The sequence below is a fragment of the Pseudomonas sp. QD4 genome, from assembly GCF_049199125.1.
Lineage (GTDB): Bacteria > Pseudomonadota > Gammaproteobacteria > Pseudomonadales > Pseudomonadaceae > Aquipseudomonas.
Genome location: NZ_JBLZOM010000002.1, coordinates 1,745,447 through 1,770,859, shown reverse-complemented (window position 1 = coordinate 1,770,859; position 25,413 = coordinate 1,745,447). Strand labels below are relative to the sequence as shown.

General features: G+C 63.1%; 25 protein-coding genes and 1 pseudogene. 10 read left to right on the top strand and 16 right to left on the bottom strand.

Annotated elements, in window-relative coordinates; all coding sequences use genetic code 11:
- Positions 1-51: 51 nt before the first annotated feature.
- Entirely contained in the window at positions 52-1,950 is a 1,899-nt protein-coding gene (locus ACOZJV_RS19145) for an FTR1 family protein (RefSeq protein WP_421548242.1), read from the bottom strand.
- A 468-nt stretch (positions 1,951-2,418) separates the two neighbouring features.
- Between ACOZJV_RS19145 and ACOZJV_RS19140 the strand changes: the two genes are divergently transcribed.
- The 4 genes from ACOZJV_RS19140 to ACOZJV_RS19125 are packed head-to-tail and all read left to right on the top strand — an operon-like array spanning position 2,419 to position 5,649.
- Positions 2,419-3,897 (top strand): COG3014 family protein, encoded by a 1,479-nt coding sequence (locus tag ACOZJV_RS19140; protein ID WP_421548241.1) that lies wholly within the window; start codon positions 2,419-2,421, stop codon positions 3,895-3,897.
- Positions 3,898-3,909: 12 nt separating this feature from the next.
- Positions 3,910-4,281, top strand: a complete 372-nt coding sequence (locus ACOZJV_RS19135; protein ID WP_078470510.1) for a YcfL family protein — start codon at positions 3,910-3,912, stop codon at positions 4,279-4,281.
- A 33-nt stretch (positions 4,282-4,314) separates the two neighbouring features.
- Positions 4,315-4,902, top strand: coding sequence for a penicillin-binding protein activator LpoB (gene lpoB / locus ACOZJV_RS19130; protein WP_078470509.1), 588 nt, complete (start codon positions 4,315-4,317; stop codon positions 4,900-4,902).
- A 3-nt stretch (positions 4,903-4,905) separates the two neighbouring features.
- Positions 4,906-5,649, top strand: coding sequence for a hypothetical protein (locus tag ACOZJV_RS19125; protein WP_020295957.1), 744 nt, complete (start codon positions 4,906-4,908; stop codon positions 5,647-5,649).
- A 58-nt stretch (positions 5,650-5,707) separates the two neighbouring features.
- Here ACOZJV_RS19125 and ACOZJV_RS19120 read toward each other — a convergent pair whose 3' ends face one another.
- The 3 genes from ACOZJV_RS19120 to ACOZJV_RS19110 form a co-directional block, all read right to left on the bottom strand.
- Positions 5,708-6,340: a LysE family transporter gene (locus tag ACOZJV_RS19120; protein ID WP_078470508.1), complete on the bottom strand. Its 633-nt coding sequence runs from the start codon at positions 6,338-6,340 to the stop codon at positions 5,708-5,710.
- Positions 6,341-6,535: 195 nt separating this feature from the next.
- Entirely contained in the window at positions 6,536-7,117 is a 582-nt protein-coding gene (locus ACOZJV_RS19115) for a mechanosensitive ion channel family protein (protein ID WP_201128523.1), read from the bottom strand.
- Positions 7,117-9,027 (bottom strand): ATP-binding cassette domain-containing protein, encoded by a 1,911-nt coding sequence (locus tag ACOZJV_RS19110; RefSeq protein WP_201128528.1) that lies wholly within the window; start codon positions 9,025-9,027, stop codon positions 7,117-7,119. The genes ACOZJV_RS19115 and ACOZJV_RS19110 overlap by 1 nt, the downstream gene beginning before the upstream one ends.
- 50 nt (positions 9,028-9,077) lie before the next feature.
- Here ACOZJV_RS19110 and ACOZJV_RS19105 point away from each other — a divergent pair, with 50 nt between their 5' ends.
- On the top strand, positions 9,078-9,542 hold the full coding sequence (locus ACOZJV_RS19105; protein ID WP_421548240.1) for a TIGR02444 family protein: 465 nt from the start codon (positions 9,078-9,080) through the stop codon (positions 9,540-9,542).
- Here ACOZJV_RS19105 and ACOZJV_RS19100 read toward each other — a convergent pair.
- Positions 9,539-10,711 (bottom strand): AlgP family protein, encoded by a 1,173-nt coding sequence (locus ACOZJV_RS19100; protein WP_421548239.1) that lies wholly within the window; start codon positions 10,709-10,711, stop codon positions 9,539-9,541. The genes ACOZJV_RS19105 and ACOZJV_RS19100 overlap by 4 nt on opposite strands.
- Before the next feature lie 193 nt (positions 10,712-10,904).
- On the opposite strand from ACOZJV_RS19100, the gene ACOZJV_RS19095 reads away from it, so the two are divergent.
- Complete coding sequence (locus tag ACOZJV_RS19095; RefSeq protein ID WP_421548238.1) at positions 10,905-11,570, top strand: FKBP-type peptidyl-prolyl cis-trans isomerase; 666 nt, start codon at positions 10,905-10,907, stop codon at positions 11,568-11,570.
- Between the two features lie 60 nt (positions 11,571-11,630).
- Here ACOZJV_RS19095 and ACOZJV_RS19090 read toward each other — a convergent pair whose 3' ends face one another.
- The 8 genes and pseudogenes from ACOZJV_RS19090 to ACOZJV_RS19055 form a co-directional block, all read right to left on the bottom strand.
- The gene (locus ACOZJV_RS19090; protein WP_078470502.1) at positions 11,631-12,089 is read right to left on the bottom strand and encodes an Rsd/AlgQ family anti-sigma factor; all 459 of its coding nucleotides are present in this window, start codon (positions 12,087-12,089) and stop codon (positions 11,631-11,633) included.
- Positions 12,090-12,297: 208 nt separating this feature from the next.
- The gene (locus ACOZJV_RS19085; protein ID WP_421548237.1) at positions 12,298-12,810 is read right to left on the bottom strand and encodes a disulfide bond formation protein B; all 513 of its coding nucleotides are present in this window, start codon (positions 12,808-12,810) and stop codon (positions 12,298-12,300) included.
- A 159-nt stretch (positions 12,811-12,969) separates the two neighbouring features.
- Positions 12,970-14,208 carry a heme biosynthesis protein HemY gene (locus tag ACOZJV_RS19080; protein WP_078470500.1) on the bottom strand — a complete coding sequence of 413 codons (1,239 nt, stop codon included), beginning with the start codon at positions 14,206-14,208 and terminating at the stop codon, positions 12,970-12,972.
- Positions 14,205-15,341 (bottom strand): uroporphyrinogen-III C-methyltransferase, encoded by a 1,137-nt coding sequence (locus ACOZJV_RS19075; protein WP_421548236.1) that lies wholly within the window; start codon positions 15,339-15,341, stop codon positions 14,205-14,207. The genes ACOZJV_RS19080 and ACOZJV_RS19075 overlap by 4 nt, the downstream gene beginning before the upstream one ends.
- Before the next feature lie 16 nt (positions 15,342-15,357).
- Positions 15,358-16,125, bottom strand: a complete 768-nt coding sequence (locus ACOZJV_RS19070) for a uroporphyrinogen-III synthase (RefSeq protein WP_421548235.1) — start codon at positions 16,123-16,125, stop codon at positions 15,358-15,360.
- Positions 16,122-17,063 carry a hydroxymethylbilane synthase gene (gene hemC / locus ACOZJV_RS19065; protein ID WP_421548234.1) on the bottom strand — a complete coding sequence of 314 codons (942 nt, stop codon included), beginning with the start codon at positions 17,061-17,063 and terminating at the stop codon, positions 16,122-16,124. The genes ACOZJV_RS19070 and hemC overlap by 4 nt, the downstream gene beginning before the upstream one ends.
- Positions 17,064-17,189: 126 nt before the next feature.
- Positions 17,190-17,936 carry a LytR/AlgR family response regulator transcription factor gene (locus ACOZJV_RS19060; protein ID WP_078470496.1) on the bottom strand — a complete coding sequence of 249 codons (747 nt, stop codon included), beginning with the start codon at positions 17,934-17,936 and terminating at the stop codon, positions 17,190-17,192.
- A pseudogene (locus ACOZJV_RS19055) lies at positions 17,933-18,064 on the bottom strand (sensor histidine kinase); the annotation flags it as partial. The pseudogene ACOZJV_RS19055 and the gene ACOZJV_RS19060, both read right to left, overlap by 4 nt.
- Positions 18,065-18,563: 499 nt before the next feature.
- On the opposite strand from ACOZJV_RS19055, the gene argH reads away from it, so the two are divergent.
- Positions 18,564-19,958: an argininosuccinate lyase gene (gene argH / locus ACOZJV_RS19050; RefSeq protein WP_020295971.1), complete on the top strand. Its 1,395-nt coding sequence runs from the start codon at positions 18,564-18,566 to the stop codon at positions 19,956-19,958.
- A gap of 69 nt (positions 19,959-20,027) precedes the next feature.
- Here argH and ACOZJV_RS19045 read toward each other — a convergent pair whose 3' ends face one another.
- Entirely contained in the window at positions 20,028-20,687 is a 660-nt protein-coding gene (locus tag ACOZJV_RS19045) for a glutathione S-transferase family protein (RefSeq protein WP_421548233.1), read from the bottom strand.
- A gap of 126 nt (positions 20,688-20,813) precedes the next feature.
- Here ACOZJV_RS19045 and ACOZJV_RS19040 point away from each other — a divergent pair, with 126 nt between their 5' ends.
- The 3 genes from ACOZJV_RS19040 to ACOZJV_RS19030 all read left to right on the top strand — a co-directional run bounded on the left by ACOZJV_RS19040 (position 20,814) and on the right by ACOZJV_RS19030 (position 24,621).
- Entirely contained in the window at positions 20,814-21,098 is a 285-nt protein-coding gene (locus tag ACOZJV_RS19040; RefSeq protein ID WP_020295973.1) for a hypothetical protein, read from the top strand.
- A gap of 256 nt (positions 21,099-21,354) precedes the next feature.
- A complete protein-coding gene (locus ACOZJV_RS19035; protein WP_020295974.1) occupies positions 21,355-21,600 on the top strand; it encodes a TIGR02647 family protein in 246 nt (81 codons plus the stop codon).
- A 174-nt stretch (positions 21,601-21,774) separates the two neighbouring features.
- A complete protein-coding gene (locus tag ACOZJV_RS19030) occupies positions 21,775-24,621 on the top strand; it encodes a class I adenylate cyclase (protein WP_421548232.1) in 2,847 nt (948 codons plus the stop codon).
- Positions 24,622-24,627: 6 nt separating this feature from the next.
- Here ACOZJV_RS19030 and rnk read toward each other — a convergent pair whose 3' ends face one another.
- A complete protein-coding gene (rnk, locus tag ACOZJV_RS19025; protein WP_020295976.1) occupies positions 24,628-25,041 on the bottom strand; it encodes a nucleoside diphosphate kinase regulator in 414 nt (137 codons plus the stop codon).
- 140 nt (positions 25,042-25,181) lie between these two features.
- Positions 25,182-25,412, bottom strand: coding sequence for a DUF1289 domain-containing protein (locus ACOZJV_RS19020; protein ID WP_078470493.1), 231 nt, complete (start codon positions 25,410-25,412; stop codon positions 25,182-25,184).
- Between the last annotated feature and the right edge of the window lies 1 nt (position 25,413).

The window sequence follows — 25,413 nt, the reverse complement described above, 5'->3', positions numbered from 1 at the left end:
GCACTTTAGCCGCAGGGGCGGGCTTGCCCGCTATAAACCCGCTATCGAGGCCTAGGAAGCCTGTACCCGACGCTTCTCGGCGTTGCGGCTGCGGCTGTAAAGCACCACGATCGCCACGATCGCCACGGCCTGGGCCGCCAGCGAGTAGGCATCGGCGTGGATCCCCAGCCAGTCGAAGTCGAAGAACGGCACCGGACGGGTGCCAAAAATCCCGGCCTCCTGCAATGCCTTGACCCCGTGCCCGGCGAACACCACCGACAACGCGCACAGCAGCGCGGCGTTGATGCCGAAGAACAGCGCCAGGGGCAGTTTCGCCGAGCCCCGCAGAATCACCCAGGCCAGGCCCACCAGCAGTACCAGCGCGGTAGCGCCACCGGCCAGCACCGCGTTATGCCCGGCCGGGCCGGCCTGCAGCCAGAGGGTTTCATAAAACAGGATGACTTCGAACAGTTCGCGGTAGACCGAGAAAAACGCCAGCATCGCAAAACCAAACCGCCCACCGCCGCCCACCAGACTGCTCTTGATGTAGTCCTGCCAGGCCGCCGCGTGCCGCCGGTCGTGCATCCACACCCCCAGCCACAGCACCATCACACTGGCAAACAGCGCCGTGGCGCCTTCCAGCAGTTCACGCTGCGAGCCGCTGACATCGATCACATAGGCCGCCAGGGCCCAGGTCGCCAAGCCCGCCAGCAAGGCCAGGCCCCAGCCGACGTTGACGCTGCGCACCGCCGACTGCTGGCCGGTGTTGCGCAGGAAGGCGAGGATCGCCGCCAGCACCAGGATCGCTTCCAGGCCCTCGCGCAGCAGGATCAGCAACCCGGAGATGTAGCTCAGGGACCAGCTCAAGCCATCGGAACCCAACAGGTCCGCGGACTCCTTGAGCTTGGCCTTGGCCGCCGCCAGGCGCTGCTCGGCCTGCTCCGCCGGCAAGCCGTCCTGCAGCGACTGACGGTAAGCCATCAGGGATTTCTCGGTGTCTTTGCGCACAGTGGCGTCGACGTTGTCGAGGGAGCTTTCCACCAGCTCGAAGCCCTCGAGGTAAGCCGCCACCGACAGGTCATACGCCTGCTCGCGATCCCCGGCGCGGTAGGCGGCCAGGCTCTTGTCGAGGGTCGAGGCGGTGTAGTCCAGCAATTGCGCCGGACCGCGCTTGACCTGCGGCGGTTGCGCGCGCTGGGCACGGAAGGTCGCGGCGGCCGCCGGGCCCTGGGCGGAAAGGACTTCGCCGGGGGTTTGCCGGGCCAGGTCAGCAAGGTTGAACACCTCGGCCCCCTTGGCCGCTGCCGGGTCCGCACTGAAGCTGGCGATGTAAGTCGCCAGGTCCCAGCGCTGGCGGTCGTCCAACTGGTCGGCGAACGACGGCATGTCGGTGCCTTCGACTCCCAGCCCCAGGGTGTTGTAGATCGCGTACAGGCTCAGGCGATCCAGGCGCGCGGCATCGCGCAGGTTGGCCGGTGGCGGCGTCAGGCCAACACCCGCCGGGCCATCGCCCGCCCCCGTGTCGCCATGGCACACCGAGCAATGCTGGGCATACAGGGGCGCGCCGCGAGTCGGGTCCGGGGTAATGATCGGCGCCTGGCTGACCTCATAGGCCACCGCCAGCTTCGCCCCCAATTGCCGGGCCTGGCGGGCGACCGCCGCCCCGTCTTCACGGGCGCCGATGGCACTGCGCAGGCTGCTGACACCGGTTTCCAGCTCGGCCTTCTCCGGTTTGGACGGCAGATCGGCGATCAACCCCTGCAGCACCCCCAGAAATTCCAGCTGTTCGCTGTACTCGGCGTCGTCGATGACCTTGCCCGCCTCGACCGTGGACGGGTAATCCGCGCCGATGTAATCGAGCAAATGCAGGGCCTTGGGCGCGCCTTCAACGGTATCGGCCAGCAGATTGGAGCTGCACAGGGCCAATAGCGGCAGCACAAGCCACGCCAGGAAACGGGAAGGGGCAATCATCAATCAATCTCAATTGGTAATACGAAGTTACATATTGTTCACTTCCAATGAGCTTCACTCAAGCGCCATGACGCCGCGCCTGCGCCATCAGCCCCGCAAAACCGGGCGCAAGCCTTGCCGGCAGGGTGTTACGGGCCACTGGCCCGACTTACGCAAATTTGCCCTCGACGCCAAAAAGCCACGCCCGCTGATCGCAGCCGCTGTCGAACGCCGGCGTAAATGCCCGAGGCAGACATCCGCCCCCCGCTCCCCCCTGATTCCGCGTACTGGCACCCACTTAATAAATGAAATTAAAAAGCCAGTACAAGGCCATCATCCGTCGCTATAATGCCGCGCCCTAGTTATCGCGATAGGGTATTTAAGCTCCTCTTTTTTATGAGGAATTGGCAGGATAGCCAGTTGTCCTGCCAGTGGGTCCGTCCAGCCCTACCCGCGCGCCAGGCTGCCCAATTCAGGGAAGAAGTACCCATGGCCTCCCGCGCCCTCACCTTGTTCGCCCTCAGTGCGGCCACCCTGCTGGCTGGCTGTTCGGCCTTCCGCAGCTACGATAACGAGCTTCAGGAAACCAACCAGCAACTGGGCGCCGGCCACGTCGATGCTGCCCTGGCCCTGCTGGAAAAGAACAACCAGAGCGAAGACAAAGACCTGCTCTATTACTTCGAAAAAGGCGAGTTGCTGCGGGCCAAGGGCGACCTCAACGGTAGCCAGACGGCCTGGCGCCATGCCGACCAGGTGGTGGGCAACTGGGAAGACTCGGTCAAGCTCGACACCGACAAGTACCTGGCCCAATTCGGCAGTTTCCTGATCAACGACAAGGTGCGGCGCTACGAAGGCTACGACTACGAAAAAGTCATGCTGACCACTCAGATGGCCCTGAACCTGCTGGCTCAGAACGATTTCGACGGCGCCCGTACCGAAATCAAGAAAACCCACGAACGTGAAGCGGTGATCGCCGAGCTGCGCGACAAGGAATACCTCAAGCGCGAGGACGAAGCCGAAAAACAGGGCGTCAAGACCGAGTACAAGGACCTCAAGGGTTACCCGATCGAGTCCCTTGATGCGCCCGATGTGGTCAGCCTGAAAAACAGCTACCAGAGCGCGTTCAGCCACTACCTGGCCGGCTTCGTCTACGAAGCCCTGGGTGAAAAAGACATGGCGGCGCCGGGCTACCGCAAGGCCGCCGAACTGCGCCCCAACACCCCGCTGCTGGAACAGGCGCTGCTGAACCTGGACGAGCCAGCCGCCGTGCCGACCGTCAAGGTATCGGGCAAATCCAAAAAGTCGTCGGCCAAGGCTGCGGCCAAGCCCGTTGCCAAGCCCGAGCTCGCCGCTGACGAAAGCGACATCCTGATCGTGGTGCAAAGCGGCCTGGCGCCGGCCCGCGACTCGATTCGCATTCCACTGCCGCTGCCCATCAGCGGCAACCTGGTGATCACCCCGCTGTCGTTCCCGGTGATCAAGCCGGACACCACGACCCCAGCCTTCACCCAGATCGCCGTGGATGGCCAGCAACAGTCCCTGACCCAGCTCAACAGCACCACCGCCATGTCCCGCCGCGCCCTGCGTGACGACATGCCGGGGATCATCCTGCGCACCACCGTGCGCGCCGTGACCCGTGGCGTGGCGCAAAAACAACTGAACGACGTCAACCCGCTGGCCGGACTGGCCGTGGGCATTGCTTCGGCCGTGACCGAAGGTGCGGACACCCGCACCTGGCGCACCCTGCCGGACAACACCCTGGTGACGCGCATGCGGGTCAAGCAGGGCGAGCACCAGATCACCCTGCCTAGCGCCCAGGGCGGCTCCCAGGTGCAGGTCAAGATCGACCGGCGCTATCAGGTCGTAACCCTGCGCGTGGTCGGCAACCAGGTATTCAGCAGCGGCCTGGCCGCTCAGGTAATGCCCAGCGCCAATAGCCAGGCTGTGATCAGCCTCAAACAACCTTAAGCGGAGACTCTCATGCGCTTCAAAATCATCGCTGTCGCCGCGCTGGCCCTTCTGGGCGGCTGCGCAACCCCTCCACCACCGGCTCCCGGCAGCGCCGCGAGCAAGGTGGTGGTGATGAACAAGTTCAACAACATTGCCATCGGCGCAATGCGGGTCGCCCGTGAAAACGGCTTCCTGACGGTCAAGGTGGCGCTGAACAACACCAGCCACACCAACATGACCATGTACTACCGCTTCGTCTGGCTGGGCAACGACGGTTTCCCGGTGGCTGATGAAGAAAGCTGGAAGGTGTTCAACCTGTACGCAGCGCAAGCCACCTTCCTGCCGGCCATTGCTCCGGTCCCCCAGGCCACTGACTTTCGCATGGAAGTCAAAACCCAATAAATCGCCACCCCATCAGATTTAGAGAGCACACCCATGTTTGCACGCTTTTCTTTCCTCGCCATTGCCGCCCTGCTGGCCAGTGGCTGCGCCAATAACTCCCCCGTCCTGGGCGGCAAGAACATCGGCTACGGCGACAGCAAGGCCGTGGAACTGGTGACCAACGAGTTCGGTTCCACCGACCTGCAGATGATCGCCGAGTCCATGACCCGCTCCCTGGCCCAGTCCGGGATCCTGCAGGGTCGCCCTGTGGTCCAGGTCTACGACGTGAAGAACAAGACCAGCGAGTACATCGATACCCGCGAGATCACCACCTCGATCAAGACCCAGCTGATGAAGTCCGGCACCGCCCGCTTCGCCAGCGACAACACCGCGATGCAGAGCCAGGTCGACCAGCTCAAGCTGCAGAACCAGAGCGGCCTGTACAAGAAAGGCACCGTGGCCAAGACCGGCAACATGATCGCCGCCAAATACCGTCTTGAAGGTTCGATCAGCTCGATCGTCAAGCGCAGCAGCGACTACAAGGACGTCTTCTACAAATTCAGCCTGCAATTGATCGACGTCGAGAGCGGTCTGGCCGAGTGGATGGACGAGAAAGAGATCCGCAAAACCACGGAGCGCTAAGCAATGCGTGCATGGATTGGCATCATGGCCCTGGCTTGCGCGTTTGGCGCGCAGGCGGCCCCTAAAGTTGCAGTCATGGACCTGGCGTACCAGGAACGTGTGCAGGAATACATCCACATCGTGTCGTCGCAGAACAGCTATCGCGAGGGCTATGCCAGCGCCAGCGGTTCGTCGAGCTACAACGAGATGGAGTCGAGCACCAGCTACATCGAGGAAGGTGAGCTGCGCAAGTTCACCGGTGACATCAAGGGCGAGATCCTCAAGTCCGGGATGTTCCAGCTGATGCAGGGCACGCCCCACACCAGCGCGTCCACCGCCAACGTGTACGACGTGATCAAGCGCATCAAGGCCGGCAACTTCAAGGGCGCCGACTACGTGCTGTTCGGCACCCTGTCGGATATCGACTTCAACCGCGATATCAACGAGCTGGCCAACACCGACAGCTACTCGGCGGTGCTGGCACTGACCCTGGTGGCCGACTTCAGCCTGATCAACACCAAGACCTTCGAAATCACCTCGGCCTTTACCGCCATGGGTGAAGGTCAGGACACCAAGCTGGTGAACAACCGTGATGTGCGGATCTCGCTGAACCGCCCACGGGTGGTGCGCGAAGTGTCCAAGTCCCTGGGCGAAGACGTTGCCCGGCAGATGGCCGAGCAACTGGGCCGCGGCGGTTATCAGCAGCCAGGACAAGCGCCGACGCGCAACAACCTGCCGCCTGACACCCAGCCGGTAATCCTGCGCTAAACCCTCGGGCAATGAAAAAGGCGACCTTCGAGGTCGCCTTTTTTTATGCCCGCCAGGTTTAGATCGCGGCTTTGCGAATGGTCGCCAATAGCCCTGCGGCCCCGATGAACAGCCCGGCAAAGGTGCGGTTCATCCGCCGCTGCTGGGTCGGCGTGCGCAACAGGCGCAGCACTTTGGAGGCCAGGCCGGTGTAGCCGGCCATGACGATCAGGTCGACCACAATCATGGTGCCGCCCAGGATCAGGTATTGCTTGATCAGCGGCGCATGGGGATCGATGAACTGCGGCAACACCGCCAGCATGAACACCAGGGCCTTGGGGTTGCTGACATTGACCAGGAAGCCGCGAAAAACCAGGGCCAGGGGCTTGCCGATGGGGCGGATCGCCGCGTCATCGCTCATGTCGCTGGGCAGTGCGCGCCATTGCTTGACCGCGAGGTACACCAGGTACGCCACGCCAAACCACTTGATGGCGTAGAAGGCGGTGGCGGACGCCGCGAGGATCGCCCCCACGCCCGCGGCGACGATCGCAATCTGCAACGCCAGGCCCAGTTGCAGGCCCAGGGCATTCCAGTAGCCACGCCAGAAACCGTATTGCAGACCGCAGGACATTGACGCAATGGCGCCGGCACCCGGGGAAAGACTGATCACCCAGCAGGCGGCAAAAAACGCCAGCCATGTCTCAAGAACCATCGCGCACCTCGGATCGAATCAATCGTGGCTGCCTAAGCTAATCCTCCGACTCGCGGCTGACCATGTTTTTTTCTAGGGCGCGCAAGGTGTCAGGAGAAGATGAGGTGTGCGTCCGGTAGCCGCTGCCGCAGGCTGGGGCCGCGTTTGGACGCTGCCCCAGCCGCCACCGAAGAACCCTCGGCAGATTGCAGAGCCCTACTTCCCACCCGTCCCGATAGGCAGCACATCATTCCCGCGCCAACGCCGCACCGAGCGCTGGAAGAACAGGCTGTTGGGCACCTGCACCATGGCGCTGCCGGTACCGGCTTCTTCCGCCTCGACCAGGGTGGTGTACAGCAGGTTGATCGCCACTACCCGGCCCTTGACCCCGGGCTTGTCGACGGTATCGACCAACTCGACGATATCCCCCAGGCGAAACGGCCCGACGGTGAAAATCAGAATCGCGCAGAGCAGGTTGGAGAGCACGCTCCACATGGCAAAGAACGCCACCGCCGCCACCGCGACAAACCCCGACAGGGCTGTCCACAGCACCGTCGCCGAAACCCCCAGGCGCTCCAGGACAAAGATCAGCGCGCTGCCCATGATCAGCCAGCGCAGGCCTCCGCGCAGCGGCATCAGCAACTGCGGCGGAAACGGATAGCGCTCTCCAAGGCGGGTCAGGCAACGCGCCACGAAGCGCTGCGCCAGGTACCCGGCCAGCAGGATCAGGACAATTTGCAGGGCAATCCACAAGGGGCCGACCCACTGCGCCGGCAGTGGCAACTGAAGGGCCTCCATCAGGACAGCGCCTCCAGCTCCGCCTGCATGCTTTCCAGCAGCTCCAGGGCTTCCATCCAGGCTTCTTCAAGCTCGGCTTCGCGCACCTTGAGTTTGGCCTGTTCGGCCAGCAGGTCCCGCAGGTCGTTCTTGCGCGCAGGTTCGTAGATATCGCTGTCGCCGAGGCTGGCATCGATCTTCGCCAGTTTCTCGTGCAGCTTGCCCAACTCGGCTTCGAGCTTGTCGGCCTCACGCTTGTGCGGCGCCAGTTGCTGGCGCAACGCAGCAGCGGCCTGGCGCTGGGCCTTCTTGTCGGTCTTGTCCGGGTTGACCGGCGTCGTGCTGACCGGAGCGTTGCGCTGACGGTAATCCACCAGCCAGCGGGTGTAGTCGTCGAGGTCGCCATCGAACTCTTCGACCTTGCCGTCGGCCACCAGGTAGAAATTGTCGGTGGTGCTCTTGAGCAGATGGCGATCGTGAGAGACCACCAGTACCGCACCGCTGAACTCCTGCAACGCCATGGTCAGTGCCAGGCGCATTTCCAGGTCCAGGTGGTTGGTCGGTTCGTCGAGCAGCAGCAGGTTCGGCCGCTCCCAGGCGATCAGGGCCAGGGCCAGGCGGGCTTTTTCGCCGCCGGAGAAATTCAGCACAGGCTCGTCGATCCGCGCGCCACGGAAGTCGAAACCGCCAAGGAAGTCGCGCAGGGTCTGCTCGCGCTCGGTAGGCGCCAGGCGCTGCAGGTGCAGCAGCGGGCTGGCCTTGGCGTCGAGGGAGTCCAGTTGGTGCTGGGCGAAATAGCCAACCACGGTGTTTTCACCCCGGGTCAGGCGCCCGGCCAGCGGCTCGAGTTCACCGGCGAGGTTTTTGATCAGGGTCGACTTGCCGGCACCGTTGGGGCCCAGCAGGCCGATACGCGCACCCGGGGTCAGTTGCAGCTTGACCTTCTCCAGCACGGTCTTGTCGCCATAACCCAGGCGAGCATCAGACAGGTCGATCAAGGGGCTGGAGATCTTCGTCGACTCGCGGAACACGAAGTCGAACGGCGAATCGACGTGGGCGGCAGACAACTCTTCCATCCGCTCCAGGGCCTTGATCCGGCTCTGGGCCTGGCGCGCCTTGGTGGCCTGGGCCTTGAACCGGGCGATGTAGCTTTCCATGTGCGCGCGCTGCGCCTGCTGCTTCTCGTAGGCCTGCTGTTGCTGGGCCAGACGCTCGGCACGGGCGCGTTCGAACGCGGTGTAACCGCCACGGTACAGGGTGATCTTGCGCTGATCGACGTGGGCCACGTGATCGACCACGGCATCCAGGAAGTCGCGGTCGTGGGAAATCAGCAGCAAGGTTCCCGGGTAGCTCTTGAGCCACTCTTCGAGCCAGATAATGGCGTCGAGGTCCAAGTGGTTGGTCGGCTCATCGAGCAACAACAGGTCCGACGGGCACATCAGCGCCTGCGCCAGGTTCAGGCGCATCCGCCAGCCCCCGGAGAAGTCGCCGACCGGGCGGTCCATCTGCTCGTTGGTGAACCCCAGGCCGGCCAGCAGCTTGCGCGCCCGGGCATCGGCGGTGTAGCCGTCGGCGCTGTCCAGTTCGGAGTGCAGGCGGGCCTGGGCGGCACCGTCATGGGCCGCCTCGGCGTCGGCCAGCTCACGCTGTACCTGGCGCAGTCGCAGGTCGCCATCGAGCACGTAGTCGACCGCCAGGCGCTCCAGCGTGTCGACCTCCTGCCGCATATGGGCGATGCGCCAGTCGGCAGGCAGGAAGCAGTCACCGGAATCCGGGTGCAGCTCCCCGCGCAGCAGGGCGAACAGGCTGGATTTGCCGGCGCCGTTGGCACCGATCAGGCCGGCTTTGTGGCCGGCGTGCAGGGTCAGCTCGGCGTCTTCTAGCAGACGTTGCGGACCACGCTGTAAAGTCAGGTTCTGAAGTCGAATCATAATGGCGGCGGAGTCTACCAGCTTCGCTCGCAACTGGCGCGAGTAGCAATATGTCCTCTGACCTGTGGAGCTACACCCTCAAGACCTACGCCCGCCCTGGTGTGGAACCGGCCTGCCTGCAATTGCAGGCGGCAGGGGCCAACGTGTGCCTGCTGCTGTGTGCTGCCTGGCTGGGTGGACGTGGGGTTGCCTGCAACAGCTCGCGCCTGTCACAGCTGCACGCGCTGGCTGCGCCCTGGCATGAAGAGGTGGTGCAGCCGCTGCGCCAGTTGCGCACAGGGTGGCGCCAGGCGGCCAATGACGACCACGAGTTGAAAGCGTTGCGTGAGCAAGTGAAGGCCCTGGAGCTGCAAGCAGAACGGCAGTTGCTACTGCGCCTGGAAGCACTGGCGAGGGATTGGCCGCAGGCTGAGGCCGAAGATTTATGGCCCTGGGTGCAAGGTCTGGCGGCCGAAGCCGCCAACCTTGACCGCGATGCGCTGCAGGCGCTGCGCGTCGCGGTGACCGGCGCTTAAGAGGCGCTGGTTGGCGTGGTGCTGCCGGTAGGGGCGCTGGCAGGAGTTGCCGATGTTGGCGCAGCTACTGGAGCAGGTGCCGCCGGTTTGGCTGCTGGAGTTGCCGGAGTCGCAGGCTTGGCGGCCGCTGGAGCGGTGGCCGGCTTTGCAGCGGCGGGCTTGGCTGCAGGCTTGGCAGCAACCGGTTTTTTCGCGGCAGGTTTTGCAGCTGGCTTGGCCGCTGGTTTGGCTGCGGCCGGTTTGGCAGCAACAGGTTTTGCAGCGGGTTTTGCAGCAGCGGAAGCAGCAGGTTTGGCTGCCGGTTTAGCCGGTGCCTTTGCTGCAGCGGGTTTGGCCGCTGGTTTAGCCGGTGCCTTTGCCGCAGCAGGTTTAGCCGCTGGCTTGGCCGCGGTCTTGGCTGCTACTGGTTTGGCTGCAGGCTTGGTCGCTGCGGGTTTGGCTGCGGCAGTCTTGGCGACTGGTTTAGCTGCAGGCTTGGCAGCGGGTTTAGCGGCAGGTTTTGCAGCAGCGGTTTTGGCAGCCGGCTTGGCGGCAGGTTTTGCGGCAACCGGTTTAGCGGCAGCAGGCTTGGCAGCCGGTTTGGCAGCTGCGGTTTTAACAGCCGGTTTCGCGGCGCTGGCGGCGCCTGGTTTTTTCGCGGCGGGCTTGGCTGCTGGCTTGCTCGCAGCTTTGGCCGCGGGTTTTGCTGCAGGCTTGGCGGCTGCCTTGGCCGGCGCCTTGGCTGCAGCTTTGGCAGCAGGTTTCTGCGCAGGAGCAGCAGGTTTGGCTGCACGCGAGGTCAGCGCCTTGGCTACGGCCTCTTTCACACGACCAACACCCTGAGCCAGTTTCAGGCTTTCCTGGGCATCGCGTTTAAGTTGCAGAATGTAGGTGCGGGTTTCGGATTGACGCGCCTTCAGCGCATCCAGCAGGTCTTCAAGTTCTTTCACTGCGTCCTTGGCTTTGGCCTGTGCCTTGGCCTTGCCGGCCGCCGCGGCGTCCTGCAATTTGGTGCGCGATTTGTGCAGTTTTTCTTGCGCCTTGCCCCGTTGCTTTTCCAGCTTGGCGAGCAGTTTTTCAGCATCAGCCAAGGCTTGCGAACAAGCGTTTTCCAAATGTTCGAGCAAGCTGCCCGAAAGCTGTTGGAGCAAATGCAACGGAGTGTTTACAGGCTTCTTATTCGCCGACATGGGTTACCTCCTGGCTGACGTGAGTTGCGGCTCATACTAGACCTCTGCTGCTACCGCCGCTAGGTCATGTTGACAGTATCGAAAGCCCGGCGTTGCAGCCGATTGAAAATGTTGTTCCGCCTCTGCAAAGTTGCCCTGCAGCCGCCTCCCTCACACTGGCATAATCCACACCCTCTCAGGCCGGAGAACGCCCATGTCGCGTTACCTTTTTTTATCGTTGAGTCTGCTCTTGCCCCTGGCCCAGGCTGGCGAAAAAGCACCGCAAAACGACACCCGCGATCTCGCCTACAGCCTCGGCGCCAGCCTGGGCGAACGGCTGCGTCAGGAGGTGCCCGACCTTGAACTGCAAGCCCTGGTGGACGGCTTGAAACAAGCCTACCAAGGCAAGCCGCTGGCCCTTACCGATGAGCGTATCGAGCAGGTGCTCGCGCAGCACGAGGCCCAGGTCAGCGCGCAATCGGCCAAGCCCCAGAGCGAAATCGCCTTGGAGAAAGAACAGCGTTTTCTCAGCGAAGAAAAAGCCAAGCCAGGCGTTCGCCCATTGGCAGATGGCATCCTGCTCACCGAACTCGTCCCCGGCAGCGGCGCCAAGGCAGGGCCCAACGGGTCGGTGCAGGTCAAGTATGTCGGGCGCTTGCCCGATGGGACGGTGTTCGACCAGAGCAACCAGCCTCAATGGTTTCGTCTCGACAGCGTGATTGCCGGCTGGCGCAGCGCCTTGCAGCAGATGCCGACGGGCGCCAAATGGCGCTTGGTCATCCCCTCGGCCCAGGCCTACGGCGCCGAAGGTGCCGGGGATCTGATCGAGCCTTACACACCGCTGGTGTTCGAGATCGAATTGCTCGGCGTCAGCGGCTGAGGCACAGAAACGAAAAACGGCGCGCCATGCGCACCGTTTCTTTAAAGCCCTTGCCGGGAATCAAGCCTGGGCGACAACCTCTTCCTTGTGCGCGTTGTGCAGCACTTCAATCAGGCAGTCTTCCAATTCGAAGCGCTCATGCAACAGGCCGCCGAGCTCCTTGAATTTCTCGGCAACACACTTGCCCTGGTCACACAGATCATTGAACGTCAGGAGCTTTTCAGTGATCACGTCAATCCGTGGGTAAATGGTCTCGGCCAACTCCAGCCCGCGCTTGTCACCAAAGGCCTTGGCTTCGCTGGTCAGTTGCTCGTAGATTTCGAAGTGTCCGGCCGAGACGTAATCAACCAGGATTCCGCAAAACTCCTGCAGCAGCGTGCGATTCTCAGCCAGCGCTTCGGGCTCTGCGCCGAGAGCATCATAGGCCCGAACCAGTTCGTGACGTGCCTGCAACCAGCGATCGATCAGCAGATGCACTCCACCCCAGCGTTCCTGAGCATTCTGACAACTTTCGAGCATGGTGATCTCTCTTCCCTTATGGGTCATGCCGCCCCTGCTCCTGACCCATGACTTGAAAGCTCAAGCCCCAGCAGGCGGAACGGCATCGAACAACAGATAGCTTTGACACGTGCGGGCCAGATTATGCCCGCGCGACAACTGCTTCAAGGTACGCAGGAGATAAAGTTCATACAAGTGTTTAATCCGCCGCAGTTACCCAAAACCTGACTTAGGGCAAGACCGGCCGCCGCCGAGCCATGCGCAGCAAGCGGTAGACGCTCAAAACCAGCATTGCAGCGAACACCAGCAGGCTCCACTCCGGCGCGCTCATGTCGACCAGGGTCCAGGTCACATCAGCGCAGTCCGAGGTGCCCTGGAAGACCAATTGCAGCGTGCGCACCGCGCTCATGTTCCTGAGCATGAAAGGTATGTCCGGCAAGCACGCCAGCAGCTGATCCGAGGCGACATTCTGCAGCAAGACATGCCGCCCGGCGGTCAGCACCCCGCCCAGGCTGCTCAGTAGATTCAACAACCAGTAGCCACGACTGCCCTGGCGCCCGGGACCGTGCACGGCGGCAACCAGACTGACGACGGTGAACAGCAGGATGAAAAAGCGTTGCACGCTCCACAGCGAGCACGGCTCGAGGCCCACCCCATATTGCAGGTGCCACCCGGCCCAGGAGGCCAAGGCGCCTACCGCAAATACCAGGAAAAAAAGCGAGCGTGAGCCGGCCAGCGACATGACGTATCCGTTACGCAAGAAACAGGCAGTCACGGTAGAGAAAGCGCACGCACCTTTCAAGAAGCGCCATGCGTCAGCTCCAAGCGAATCGGCCCAAAGTGATTGAACCGTTGATTGAAAGCGTCCGGCCGGCTCCTCGCAGAGTCGGCCGGCAGGCCGTCAAACCCGAGCAGGAACGGGCAAGGGTGCGGCCAGCAAGCGCTCGTCGAGCATGCCCAGACCTTCCTGGAACAGCTGATTACTGCGCTCGGTATCACCCAGTTGGGCCAGCAACCGCGCCAACTCGGCACAGGCTTCAGGATTGCGCTGCACTCGCAGGCTGCTTTCCAGATAATCCCGCGCCTTGCCCCACAGGCTGTTCTGCAGGCACAAACGCCCCAGGGTCAGCAGCAGGCTCGGGTCATCCGGATGATCCTTGAGCCAGTGCTCGGCCGCTTGCAGCTGACGCGCAGGGTCAGCCCCGCGCAACAGACCATAGAGGCGTGCCAGATGGCTGTCGTACTTGCGTTTGAGCGCGCCGCGCAAGACTTCCTCGGCCTGAACCTCGGCGCCCAGCTGGCGCAGTTGGTCGGCATAGGCCAGCACCAGTTGCGGCTCCTGACGCTGAGCGGAGGTGAGTTGCTGCCAGGCTCGGTCCAGGGACTGCAGACCCACCGCGCCGTCTTCTTCACGGCGCCCGGCCAGGGTCAGGTTCTCACCCCAGGCCCGACGCTCCAGTTCGACCAGCTCGGCGGGCGGCAGGACCTTGTCCTTGCGCAACTCGGGCAGCAGGCGGATAAGCGCCGACCAGTCCCCGCGCTGCTGATGCAAACGCTGCAATTGACGCAGCACTTGCACGCTGTGGGGATGCCGCTCGTGCATGGCCTGCAGGGTGGTCAGCGCACCGTCGGTGTCGCCACGGTCGGTCTGCAACTGCGCGTGACTCAGGGCCACTGCCAGCTCGGCCTGGGGCTGACGCTCCAGGGCACGTTCCAGCAGGCTGTCGCACTCCTCATAGTGACCCAGTTCATTGGCCGCCCGCGCCGCGCCAAGGTAGTACAGCAGCGGTTGGCGCTCGGCTTCGGCCGCCCGATGTAGGTGCCGCTGGGCACTGGCCCAGCGTCCTTCGGCCAGATCCATCTGGCCCTGCTCGATGGCGATCTGCACCCGACGGCTGCGATTGCGGCGCGACCAGGGGTTAACCACACCACTGGAGGCGGTCACCAGCTCGATCAGCACTTTGATGCCCCACACGGCCAGCCAGATCAGCGCCACCACTGCCAGGGCAGCCCAAAAGCTCGATTGATAACGGAAGCTGCTGTAGGCGATCAGTACGTAACCCGGATGCTCGGCAATCGCCAACCCCAGCAAACCGATGGCCGCGACCACCAGCAGTACAATCACATACACGCGCTTCATGGGCTGGTCTCCTGCGCCGGGTTGGCGGCAGGTTTGGCCGCTGGCTTCAGCGACTCGTCGACCCGCAGGTTACGTCGTTCCAGATACCCCTGGACGGTGTTCAGGGTCTCGGTCAGGTCGGGCGTCACCACCTTCACCGGTTGTTTGCCGACCTCGATTATCTGCTCCAGCATCAGTTTGCTTTGCGGATTGTCCAGGCTGAAATTGCTGGTGAGCACGTCGCGGGCCTCGGCCAGGGCCTGGGCATAAACCTCTGCCTCGCCATTGAGCGCCGCCCACTGCGCCTGCTCCAATGCCAGGCTGAGTGCCAGGCGCACCTGGGTCAGGCTTTGCCCGGCCAGCAGCGGCTGGATGTTCTTGTCGGCGTCGAAGTCGATGCGAATGTAGCGCGAGATCTGATCCCACCAGCGTGCCCAGCGGGTGGCGCCATCGCCATCAGCCGGCAGGTTCGACGATTCGGTACTTGGGTGAAACTCCGGCGCCAGAGCAGTGAGCTGCAGGACCTGGCCGCGCAAGGCGCCCAATTGCAGGAACAACCCGGTACGGTCCGGCTGCTTGACGCTGCGCAAGTCGACCAGGCTCTTGGCCAATGCGTCGCGGGCGGCGAAGGCGCCCGAGTCGTCCTGCTCGCCGAGGATCTGATCGGCGCCCTGGACCAGGGCCCGCGCGCTGTTGACGTCCTGCAATGCCGAAAGGCGCAAGCTGGCCAGGCGCAGCAGATGCTCGGCCTCGGCCAGGCGCCAGTCTTTACGGCTGGCGCTGAGCACGGTCTCCAGGCGTTGACTGAGGTGTTGTTGATCGCGCTGCAATTGCGCCACCAGGTTGCGGCTGGCTTCCAGCTCATTGGCCGGCGGCATTTGATCCAGGCGCGTGCCCATCCGCTGCTCGCTGAGCTTCAGGCCCTGCGCCTGGTCACCCAGGGTTTGCAGTTGTGCCAATTGCTGCTGGTTGAGGGCTTGCAGGTTGCGCACCTGCCACACGCCCCAACCACCGGCGGCGACACCCGCCGCGCCCAGCAACAGGGCCAGAATCGCCAACCCGTTACCGCGACGCTGGGCGACTGGGGTTGCGGGTTCAGTCGGGGCGTTGAGCGCCGGCTGGACTTGATCTTCAGGCAAGGTCGTTTCGCTCACGTATCCATCCTTTGCATTAGAGAACGGGCACGGGTTGCTCCCGTAACGCCGTTAGCAAGGCCGCGGCACTGGCGCCACGACAATCCACAACTGTTTGGGCCCCGGCAGCACGCGCCATCTCGGCGACCCGTGGGCTTGGAACAAACAACGGCAACTGCGCCAATTCGTCCCAGGCCGCGCCCGCCATTTGATGCAGGTGCGTAAAACCCTGTCCACTGCTGACCACCAGCCCGTTCAAGCGTTCCGCTCGAATACGTCGTACCAGGCTGCCATCGGCATAAGCGGGCAGGCAACGGCGATACAGTTCCAAGTATTCGACACTAGCACCTTGATTGCCCAAGCGCTCAGCCAGCAGCTCGCGTCCGCCTTCGCCACGCACGATCAGGACGCGCGGCTCGGGGCGGGCAATAGCCTCGCGCAACTGGGGAAGCTCAAGCAAGGCTTCGCTGTCATCGCCCTGTTCCGGGTAGAACACATCAAGGCCGTGGTCAGCGAGAATCTGTGCGGTGGCCGCACCCACGCTGAACCAGCGCTGGCGAGGCGGATGTGGCCAGAACTCCTGGAGCAATTCAATTGCCAGGCGTGCGGCCGGCTTGCTGACCACGATCACGGCGCAGTAGCGCTCCAGTTGCAGCAACGTCGCCCGCTGCGCCTCGCCCAGCACCAGGGGCTCGATCTCCAACAGCGGCAGGCTGCTGCTGAAACAACCCGCATCTGCCAGAGTCGCGGCCAACGCCGCCGACTCCTCTGTCGGCCGGGTCAGCAGCAGACGCCAGCCGGTCACTCTTCGCCAGCCTCGCCATAGACTGCACGCAGAATATCGTCGGCGCCCTGGGCCAGCAGGTCTTCCGCCACCTGTACTCCCAACTCGGATGCCGCAGCACGCGGGCCACGGGCTTGCGCGCTGAGCAGCAGGCCCCCACTCGGCTCGCCGACCAGGCCACGCAGCCAGATCTGTTCGCCTTCAAGCACGGCGTAGCATGCGATCGGCACCTGGCAGCCGCCATTCAAGTGTTTGTTGAGGGCACGCTCGGCGGTCACGCGGGTGGCGGTGTCGGCGTGGTGCAGCGGTACGAGCAGCTTGTGGATCTCGCTGTCGGCGGTGCGACATTCGATGCCGACCGCGCCCTGGCCGCCGGCCGGCAGGCTGTCATCGACACTGATCGAGGAGCTGATGCGATCTTCAAAACCCAGGCGGATCAGGCCGGCGGCAGCCAGGATGATCGCGTCGTACTCGCCGGCATCCAGCTTGGCCAGCCGGGTGTTGACGTTGCCACGCAGAAAGCGGATCTGCAGGTCAGGGCGGCGGGTCAGCAACTGCGCCTGACGACGCAGGCTGGAGGTGCCGACGATACTGCCCTCGGGCAATTGCTCAAGGCTGGCGTAGGTATTGGAAACAAAGGCGTCGCGCGGGTCTTCGCGTTCGCAGATGCAGAACAGGCCCAGGCCTTCGGGGAAGTCCATGGGCACGTCTTTCATCGAGTGCACGGCGATGTCGGCCTGGTTCTCCAGCAGCGCGGTTTCCAGTTCCTTGACGAACAGGCCCTTGCCACCGATTTTCGACAGTGGCGAATCAAGCAGCTTGTCGCCGCGACTGACCATGGGCACCAGCGTCACCACGAGACCCGGATGGGCCTCTTCGAGACGGGCTTTGACATATTCGGCCTGCCACAAGGCCAGGGCACTTTTGCGGGTAGCGATGCGGATCTCGCGAGAGGACATGGATCAATCCGTACTGAATAGATACGGCAGATAATAACAGCTCAGCCAAATCCGCTTTGACTTGTATCAGAAACAGCGCCGCCTGCCCGGCCTCGGGGCCCAGCTCGGCGACGTCCCATGGCCGTCCTAAAGCTGCTGCATCATTTTGCGCACGCCCGCGACATGCCGTCGGCTGACGATCAGGGCGTCGCCATTGAGGCCTTTGAGAAACAACTGGAAGTGCCCCAGGGGTGTTCGCTGCAAACGCTCGATGCGCTCGCGGGCCACCAGGGCATTGCGGTGGATGCGCACAAAACGATCGCCGAATTCGTCTTCAAGCGCTTTGAGCGGCTCGTCCAGCAGCACTTCTCCGCCCTCGTGGCGCAAGGTCACGTATTTGTGATCGGCGATAAAATAGATCACCTGGGCCAGGGGGATCAGCTCAATCCCCTTGCGGGTACGGGCGCTGATATGACTGCGCGGCCCATTGCCGCTTTCGGCGGCAGGACGAGTCAAGGCTGCCAGCTGCACGCGATTGGGTCGTTCGGCATGCTTGAGGGCTTCGAGCAAGGATTCGGGGCGCACCGGCTTGACCAGATGGCCCACGGCGCTGGCGTCGAATGCTTCGAGCGCGAATTCATCCTGGGCCGCGCAAAACACCACGGCGGGTGGAGTTTCCCGCTCGCATAACCTGGCGGCGACCTGCAAACCGTCCAGGCCGGGCATGCGGATATCAAGCAAGACGATATCCGGCTTCAGGCTGTCGATCAGGGTCAACGCCTCATCGCCATTGGTGGCGCTGGGCTCCAGGACACTGTATCCCTCGAGTTCACTGACCATACGGCTCAGACGCTCGCGGGCTTGGGGTTCGTCATCAACGATCAGGACATTCATATAGCGCTGGATTCCTGCGTGAGTCTCGCACAAGGATAGCGTAGACAGGTGAAGTGACGTCCGTCACGGCGATCCACGCTAAGACTAGTGCGAAGGCCAAAAAGTGCCGCAAGCCGGTTACCAATATTTGCCCGGACCTGCCCGATACCGCTCCACAACCTTGGAAGCACGACGCCGTCGCAGGGTCTGCTGATACCCGACATACCTGCCCCCTCTTCTACCGTCGCCCCAGGTTATGCCCGTGCACCCTCGCTGTACCGGGGGCTCCATGGCCGGGAGCGATCGCCACATTCGATTGCCAGGCCCGGCCCGAGACCACAAGGGTCTGCGCCAGTGCGCTGGTACTACAGTCCAACTGTAGACGGTTGCTAAGACGATATTGCTCAATCGAAAAATATCGTTTCAACATAATCGCTACCACGCCCAGCCATTGCCGCTTGCTGTCCCCTGCGCGATGCAGGGCACGACCCTAGTCTCTGCGCGCCCGAGGCCGGCGACAAGCCGTCAACCCGGCCCCATGACAAATAAAAATCCTGCCGACCGGCGCCAACGACAGTCCGGGCAACCCTGTTATTATCCGCGACAACTTTTCACGCCATTTCCATTCAGCAGATCACGAGCGATTTCATGAGCACTGACAAGACCAATCAGTCCTGGGGCGGCCGCTTCAGTGAACCCGTCGACGCCTTCGTCGCCCGCTTCACCGCCTCTGTCACTTTCGACCAGCGCCTGTATCGCCACGACATCATGGGCTCGATCGCCCACGCCACGATGCTGGCCAAGGTCGGCGTGCTGACCGATGCCGAGCGCGACACCATCATCGAAGGCTTGAACACCATCCAGGGCGAAATCGAGGCGGGCAGTTTCGACTGGCGCATCGACCTGGAAGACGTGCACATGAACATCGAGGCGCGCCTGACCGACCGCATCGGCATCACCGGCAAGAAGCTGCACACCGGGCGTAGCCGTAACGACCAGGTCGCCACCGATATCCGCCTGTGGCTGCGCGACGAAATCGACCTGATCCTGGCTGAGATCACCCGTCTGCAAAAAGGTCTGCTGGAACAGGCCGAGCGCGAAGCCGGCAGCATCATGCCCGGCTTCACTCACCTGCAAACCGCGCAGCCGGTGACCTTCGGGCACCACATGCTGGCCTGGTTCGAAATGCTCAGCCGCGACTACGAGCGCCTGGTCGACTGCCGCAAGCGCACCAACCGCATGCCCCTGGGCAGCGCCGCACTGGCCGGTACCACCTACCCCATCGACCGTGAATACACCGCACAGCTGCTGGGTTTCGACGCCGTCGGCGGCAACTCCCTGGACAACGTTTCCGATCGCGACTTCGCCATCGAATTTTGCGCCGCCGCGAGCATCGCGATGATGCACTTGTCGCGGTTCTCCGAAGAGTTGGTGCTGTGGACCAGCGCGCAGTTCCAGTTCATCGACCTTCCGGACCGCTTCTGCACCGGCAGCTCGATCATGCCGCAAAAGAAAAACCCCGACGTGCCGGAGCTGGTTCGCGGCAAGAGCGGCCGGGTATTCGGCGCCCTGATGGGCCTGCTGACCCTGATGAAAGGCCAGCCCCTGGCCTACAACAAGGACAACCAGGAAGACAAGGAACCGCTGTTCGACGCCGCCGATACCCTGCGCGATTCGCTGCGGGCCTTCGCCGACATGATCCCGGCCATCAAGCCCAAGCACGCCATCATGCGCGAAGCAGCACTGCGCGGCTTCTCCACCGCCACCGACCTCGCCGACTACCTGGTGCGTCGCGGCCTGCCATTCCGTGATTGCCACGAAATCGTCGGCCACGCCGTGAAGTACGGTGTGGAAAGCGGCAAGGACCTGGCGGAAATGAGCCTGGAAGAGCTGCGCAAATTCAGCGATCAGATCGAGCAGGACGTGTTCGCCGTGCTGACCCTGGAAGGCTCGGTGAATGCCCGTGACCACATCGGCGGCACCGCGCCGGCCCAGGTCAAGGCTGCCGTGGTTCGCGGCCAGGCGCTCCTGGCCAGCCGCTAAACCGCTCGCCGACCAGCCCGTTCCAGCCATTGGCGCTGGAGCGGGCCGGCTGGCGCCCCACCTGAGGTTCTATTTCTTGCTGGCGACCATCGCCAGGAACTGCGGCATCGCCGCATCCTTGTCAGCCGCCACGCGCCGGGCATGGGGACGTTGCTCGAGTTGTTCGAGCAGCACCTTGGCTGACGGCATCTGCGCCAGATAATCCACGCCGAACAGCTTCTGGCCCACCGCGCAGGCCAGGCTCACGCTGTACATGAAATACAGATCCGCCACGCTCAGACTGTCGCCCGCCACATAGGGCGCGAACTTGGCGTGTCGGCCCAGGGCGGCGAACCCCTGCAGCAGGTCGGCATGGGATTTTTCCTTGATCACAGCCGGCAACGGCATGCCGAAGAACGCCTCGGGGTAGCAGGCGCGGGCCGGCAACTCGATGTACAGCTCGATCTCCTTGGCCAGGGCCAGCACCTGCGCTCGCAGGTAAGGATCCGTGGGCAGCAGTTTCGGGCCAGCCTGGGTCTGCTCGATGTATTCGAGGATCACGCTGGTTTCGTTTATAAAGCCCTGCTCCACGTGCAACACCGGCACCTTGCCCCGTGGGCTGATGGCCAGCGCTTCCGGGCTTTGGCCGGCGTAGAACGGAACTTCCTCGAAGGGCAGCCCCTTCTCCAGCAACGCCAGTTTCACCATGTTGTAGTAGTTGCTGACACTGAATCCATAGAGCTTGAGCATCACATAGCCTCCGGGCCGTGCAGGGGGTTGGCAGCGCCTCTTTATAGATCCTGGGGTCCACTCTCGCCAGCAGCATCAGCGCTCTGAATGCAGGTAAACTGGCGACCTTTCCTTGAGGAGCCTGCCATGAGCGAGCCGACCGACATCGACCACGACGAAGAAGAATTCACCGAAAACACCTTGATCGAAGCGATCGAAAACCAGATCGAAAGCGACAACCCGCCAGCGGCCAAGGCCACGTTCAACAAGCTGACCCTGGTCGGCTACGAACGCGAGGAAATCCTCAGCCTGATGGCCCACGTGCTGGCCGTGGAGATCGACGCCATCCTCGAAGAAGACCGGGCGTTCGACACCCAATGGTATGAAACAGCCCTGCGCGCCCTGCCCGAGCTGCCGCCAGAGAAGAAGTAAACCCAGACTGCACCCAGAAAGCCGGACCTGCCTGCATCCAAGCAACCGGCGCTCCCCCTGGTCGCCCCCCCCTGTCGCCGGTGGCGTGCCGGCATTTGCCCGGCGCGACCGACGCCACCACTGCACCGACAAGCCGCCTGCGGCCATACACCGCTGCCCCGCACTGAAAAAGCCCACCGCGAATACTGGACAGGCCGCACAACTGCGTTCACCTTAGGAACGCTGTCGTCTAATTCCTAGAAAGTCTGGAGTCCTTATGTCGTATACCCCTGAGCTGGTTGCCGAACTGGAAATCCTTGCACTCTTCAACCTGGACAGTTCCCAGGAAGGCCTGAAAATTCATCAGACCGCTGCCCCGAAAGCTATCGCTGCCGCACAACGCCTATTCGACAAAGACCTGATTACCCAGCCCGATGGCGGCTACCTGACCAGCCTGGGTCGGGATGCTGCCGAGCACGCCCAAGGCCTGCTGACCATTCTGGCGGTCAACGAAACCGCTTAAACGCTCGCGTCCGGCCCCCGGGATCCCCGTCTGTCGGATTCCGCGGGCGCACCCCTTCCGGGTGATGGAAATCTGACGTCAAAAATCAAAATTCGACTTAAGGCCTGCCCCGTCTGGCTGTAAACTGCCGAGCGACCGATACCTCCCACGTTCGAGCTGCGCGAGCCGTTAGCAATGACCCGCACCCATGAAATCCGCCCCGATCTGGACGAGGGAATCGACCGCAAGGTTCTCAGCCAACTGCGTGCGCGTTTTCTCAAGCTCAATGAAGGCCGCATGGCCCGGGCCATGGAGGGGTTGTCGCCACGCCAGCAGGGCGTGCTCAACCTGCTGCCGCTGTTCTTCCACGTCAATCATCCGCTGCTGCCAGGTTATGTTTCCGGCAGCACCCCGGCCGGGCTGTCCAATTACGAACCCGACGCCCAGGCCCTGGCCGAAGCCCAGCGCCTGACCCGCTCGTTTTCCTACAAGGCACGCCACGGCAATCCGCCGCGACCGATCCATGGTCTGTTCCTGATGGGCAGCCTGGGCACCCTGGCCCAGGCCGACCAGAGCGACATGGATGTCTGGGTCTGCCACGCACCGGACCTGAGCGACAGCGAGCTCGCCGAGCTACGCAAGAAATGCCAGCTGCTGGAAGCCTGGGCCGACAGCCAGGGCGCCGAGGCGCACTTCTTCCTGATCGATCCGAGCCGCTTCGTGCGCGGCGAGCGCGATACCCAGCTGAGTTCCGACGACTGCGGCACCACCCAGCACTACCTGCTGCTCGACGAGTTCTATCGCACCGCGATCTGGCTGGCCGGGCGCACCCCGTTGTGGTGGCTGGTGCCGGTGTATGAGGAAACCCGCTACGCCCAGTACACCCAAACCTTGCTGTCCAAGCGCTTTGTGCCGGCTGAGGAGAACCTCGACCTCGGCCACCTGGCGCGCATCCCCCCTGGGGAATTCATTGGCGCCGGGCTGTGGCAGTTGTTCAAGGGCATCGAGTCACCGTACAAGTCGGTCCTCAAGCTGCTGCTGACCGAGGTCTATGCCAGCGAGCACCCCAAGGTCGAGTGCCTGAGCCTGCGTTTCAAGCAGGCGGTGTTCGCCAACCGCCTGGACCTGGACGAGCTGGACCCCTACATCGTGGTCTACCGGCGTATCGAGGAATACCTCAAGGCCCGCGCCGAACCCGAACGCCTGGAGCTGGTGCGACGCAGCCTGTACCTCAAGGTCAATCGCAAGCTCAGCAGCGGCAGCGGCGCACGCAACCCAAGCTGGCAACGCTTGTTGCTCGAACGCCTGGCCAATGAATGGGGCTGGGACCAGCGCCAGCTGGCCATGCTCGACAGTCGCAGCCAGTGGAAGGTGCGCCAGGTCAGCGCCGAGCGCCGAGCGCTGGTCAACGAACTGAACTACAGCTACCGCTTCCTGACCCAGTTCGCCCGCACCGAGCAGACCGTCAGCCTGATCAACAAGCGCGACCTCAATGTGCTCGGGCGCAGGCTGTACGCGGCCTTCGAGCGCAAGGCCGGGAAGATCGAATTCATCAACCCGGGGATCGCCCCGGACCTGGCCGAAGACACCCTGACCCTGGTCCAGTCGCCGAACCGCAAGGAACCCGGGCAATCCCATTGGGGTTTGTACAACGGCAGCCTGAGCGCCCTGGAATGGGAAAATTTCGCGCCGATCAAGCGCAGCCGCGAGCTGCTGGAGCTGCTGACCTGGTGCCATCGCAACGGCGTGATCGACAGCACTACACGCCTGGCCCTGCACCCCGGCACCAGCGACCTCAGCGAATTCGAGCTGTTCAACCTGCTGGGCAGCCTGCAACAAACCATCGCCCTGCCCCTGACCACGGTCAGCGAAGAGCAGTTGCTGCATGCCAGCGTGCCCAGCGAGGTGCTGGTGCTGGTGAATATCGGCGTCGACCCGCTCAAGCATCACCGCGACTTGAATATCCTGATGACCACCGAGCGTACCGACTCCCTGAGTTATGCCGGGGTCCGGGAAAACCTGGTGCTGACCCTCGACCAGGTCACGCTCAATAGCTGGAACGAGGTGATGGTCAGCCGCTACGACGGCGCCCATGCCCTGCTCGACTGCCTGCGCGACTACCTCAACAACCTGCCGCGCGGCACCCAGCCACGGCTGCGGGTGCGTTGTTTCTGCCACAACCGCGCCCAGTTCATCGCCCAGCGCGTCGAAGAAATCTTCGACATGGCGCAGAACCTGTTGCTCAGCCAGCTCAACCATCGCTACCTGATCCAGGTGCAGCAGCATTACCACGTGCTGGAGCTGGTGCCGGGGCAGGTCAACCATGTGGCCCTGGCAAGCCTGCCGGCGCTGTTAGCCTACCTCGGCGAAGAACAGCTGAGTTACAGCCCGCTGCACCTGGACCCGATGGCCCTGGAGGATCAGGACCTGGCGCTGGTCCTGCCCATGGGCCAGCCCGAGTGCATCCAGGTGTTCTATCGGATCATCGACAGCGAAGCCGAACTCTACGTGCTCGATGAATTCAATGCCCTCTGGCAGCAGCGCCTGCCTTACCACGACGAGCAGAGCCTGCTGGTGCCGTTGCAACGCTTTCTGCAGTCAATTCTGTATCGCCGGGACGCGCTGTTGCCGATGGATGCCAGCCAGCCGGTAGCGCCACTGGAAGCCTGGTACTACCAGATCCTGCCGTCGGGCAGCGGCCGGGCGCGCCGCGTGGAACCGCGCCCGGCGCCGCTGACCCCGGTGGACAAGCCGTTTTATGACGTGCAGGCAATCATCGGCAAGGCTGCACCGGGCCAGGTGCAGGTCACCCTGTATTGCAATCAGCGGGAGTTCTCCGAACTGGAGCATGGCGACCAGCTGTTCAGCGTGGTCGCCCGGGAAATCGTCGAGCAGCGGCACGAGACGCAGCGTTATCGCTGCTACATCACCGATCTGGATCTGTCGGGCCTGCTGGGCGATGCACAAAGCCCGAGCAATCTGTACCTGCGCTACAAGTCTGACCTGGAGCGCGCACTGAACGACGCGCTCGAGCAGGTCTAGGGGGCTTCAGAGATGGAAGTCGCCGGCCGCTTCAGGCTGGTATTCCACTTCCAGCAGTGCCAGCTTCAGAGTCTTGCCGCCCGGCGCCGGCCAGTCGATGTGCTGACCCACCTGCAAACCCAGCAGCGCACTGCCGACCGGGGCCAGGATTGAAATCTTGCCTTCGTCGGCATTGGCGTCCTGCGGGTACACCAGGGTCAGGTGGTAATCCTTGCCACTGCCTTCTTCACGGCAATGCACACGCGAGTTCATAGTCACGACACCCGCTGGGACTTCATCGTGACCAACCAGTGTTTCGGCGCGATCCAGCTCGGTTTGCAGCGCGATAACGCCAGGCAGCGAGTCGTCCAGGCTGTCGATCAGGCGCTCCAGACGTTGCACGTCAAGGCGGGTGAGGATGATGGTAGGTGCGGTGCTCATGATCCAGGCAGACTCCTTTTTTCTGCACAAAAAAGCAAAACCCCGCCAAATAAGACGGGGTTCTCACAGACCTCGATGTGGCGAGGCGTAACCGGACACTACCACAGCACAATAAATAAACAAGCCGCCGGCCACAGACCCTAGCCGAGGTCGGCTGCCGCATTTCGGCGTGTCAGCGCCTGGGCGCAGATATCGCGCCGCCGCTGGTCATCGGCCGAGCGCCATTCGCGGATGTCTTCGACATGGCGAAAGCAGCCGCGGCAGACTTTCTCTTCGTCCAGGCGGCACAGGCTGATGCACGGCGACGCCACCGCCGGGCTGATATTGCTGTACAGCGGCTTGGGGGCACGCACCGGCGCGGTCTGGGTCACG

Bases quoted from the DNA above. Each gene is read 5' to 3' on its own strand.
- ACOZJV_RS19100 (WP_421548239.1), bottom strand. From the start codon at position 10,711: ATGTCGGCGAATAAGAAGCCTGTAAACACTCCGTTGCATTTGCTCCAA.
- ACOZJV_RS19095 (WP_421548238.1), top strand. From the start codon at position 10,905: ATGTCGCGTTACCTTTTTTTATCGTTGAGTCTGCTCTTGCCCCTGGCC.
- ACOZJV_RS19145 (WP_421548242.1), bottom strand. From the start codon at position 1,950: ATGATTGCCCCTTCCCGTTTCCTGGCGTGGCTTGTGCTGCCGCTATTG.
- ACOZJV_RS19115 (WP_201128523.1), bottom strand. From the start codon at position 7,117: ATGGAGGCCCTTCAGTTGCCACTGCCGGCGCAGTGGGTCGGCCCCTTG.
- lpoB (WP_078470509.1), top strand. From the start codon at position 4,315: ATGTTTGCACGCTTTTCTTTCCTCGCCATTGCCGCCCTGCTGGCCAGT.
- ACOZJV_RS19125 (WP_020295957.1), top strand. From the start codon at position 4,906: ATGCGTGCATGGATTGGCATCATGGCCCTGGCTTGCGCGTTTGGCGCG.
- ACOZJV_RS19045 (WP_421548233.1), bottom strand. From the start codon at position 20,687: ATGCTCAAGCTCTATGGATTCAGTGTCAGCAACTACTACAACATGGTG.
- ACOZJV_RS19105 (WP_421548240.1), top strand. From the start codon at position 9,078: ATGTCCTCTGACCTGTGGAGCTACACCCTCAAGACCTACGCCCGCCCT.
- ACOZJV_RS19080 (WP_078470500.1), bottom strand. From the start codon at position 14,208: ATGAAGCGCGTGTATGTGATTGTACTGCTGGTGGTCGCGGCCATCGGT.
- rnk (WP_020295976.1), bottom strand. From the start codon at position 25,041: ATGAGCACCGCACCTACCATCATCCTCACCCGCCTTGACGTGCAACGT.
- ACOZJV_RS19040 (WP_020295973.1), top strand. From the start codon at position 20,814: ATGAGCGAGCCGACCGACATCGACCACGACGAAGAAGAATTCACCGAA.
- ACOZJV_RS19120 (WP_078470508.1), bottom strand. From the start codon at position 6,340: ATGGTTCTTGAGACATGGCTGGCGTTTTTTGCCGCCTGCTGGGTGATC.
- ACOZJV_RS19030 (WP_421548232.1), top strand. From the start codon at position 21,775: ATGACCCGCACCCATGAAATCCGCCCCGATCTGGACGAGGGAATCGAC.
- argH (WP_020295971.1), top strand. From the start codon at position 18,564: ATGAGCACTGACAAGACCAATCAGTCCTGGGGCGGCCGCTTCAGTGAA.
- hemC (WP_421548234.1), bottom strand. From the start codon at position 17,063: ATGTCCTCTCGCGAGATCCGCATCGCTACCCGCAAAAGTGCCCTGGCC.
- ACOZJV_RS19135 (WP_078470510.1), top strand. From the start codon at position 3,910: ATGCGCTTCAAAATCATCGCTGTCGCCGCGCTGGCCCTTCTGGGCGGC.
- ACOZJV_RS19090 (WP_078470502.1), bottom strand. From the start codon at position 12,089: ATGCTCGAAAGTTGTCAGAATGCTCAGGAACGCTGGGGTGGAGTGCAT.
- ACOZJV_RS19035 (WP_020295974.1), top strand. From the start codon at position 21,355: ATGTCGTATACCCCTGAGCTGGTTGCCGAACTGGAAATCCTTGCACTC.
- ACOZJV_RS19140 (WP_421548241.1), top strand. From the start codon at position 2,419: ATGGCCTCCCGCGCCCTCACCTTGTTCGCCCTCAGTGCGGCCACCCTG.
- ACOZJV_RS19110 (WP_201128528.1), bottom strand. From the start codon at position 9,027: ATGATTCGACTTCAGAACCTGACTTTACAGCGTGGTCCGCAACGTCTG.
- ACOZJV_RS19085 (WP_421548237.1), bottom strand. From the start codon at position 12,810: ATGTCGCTGGCCGGCTCACGCTCGCTTTTTTTCCTGGTATTTGCGGTA.
- ACOZJV_RS19060 (WP_078470496.1), bottom strand. From the start codon at position 17,936: ATGAATGTCCTGATCGTTGATGACGAACCCCAAGCCCGCGAGCGTCTG.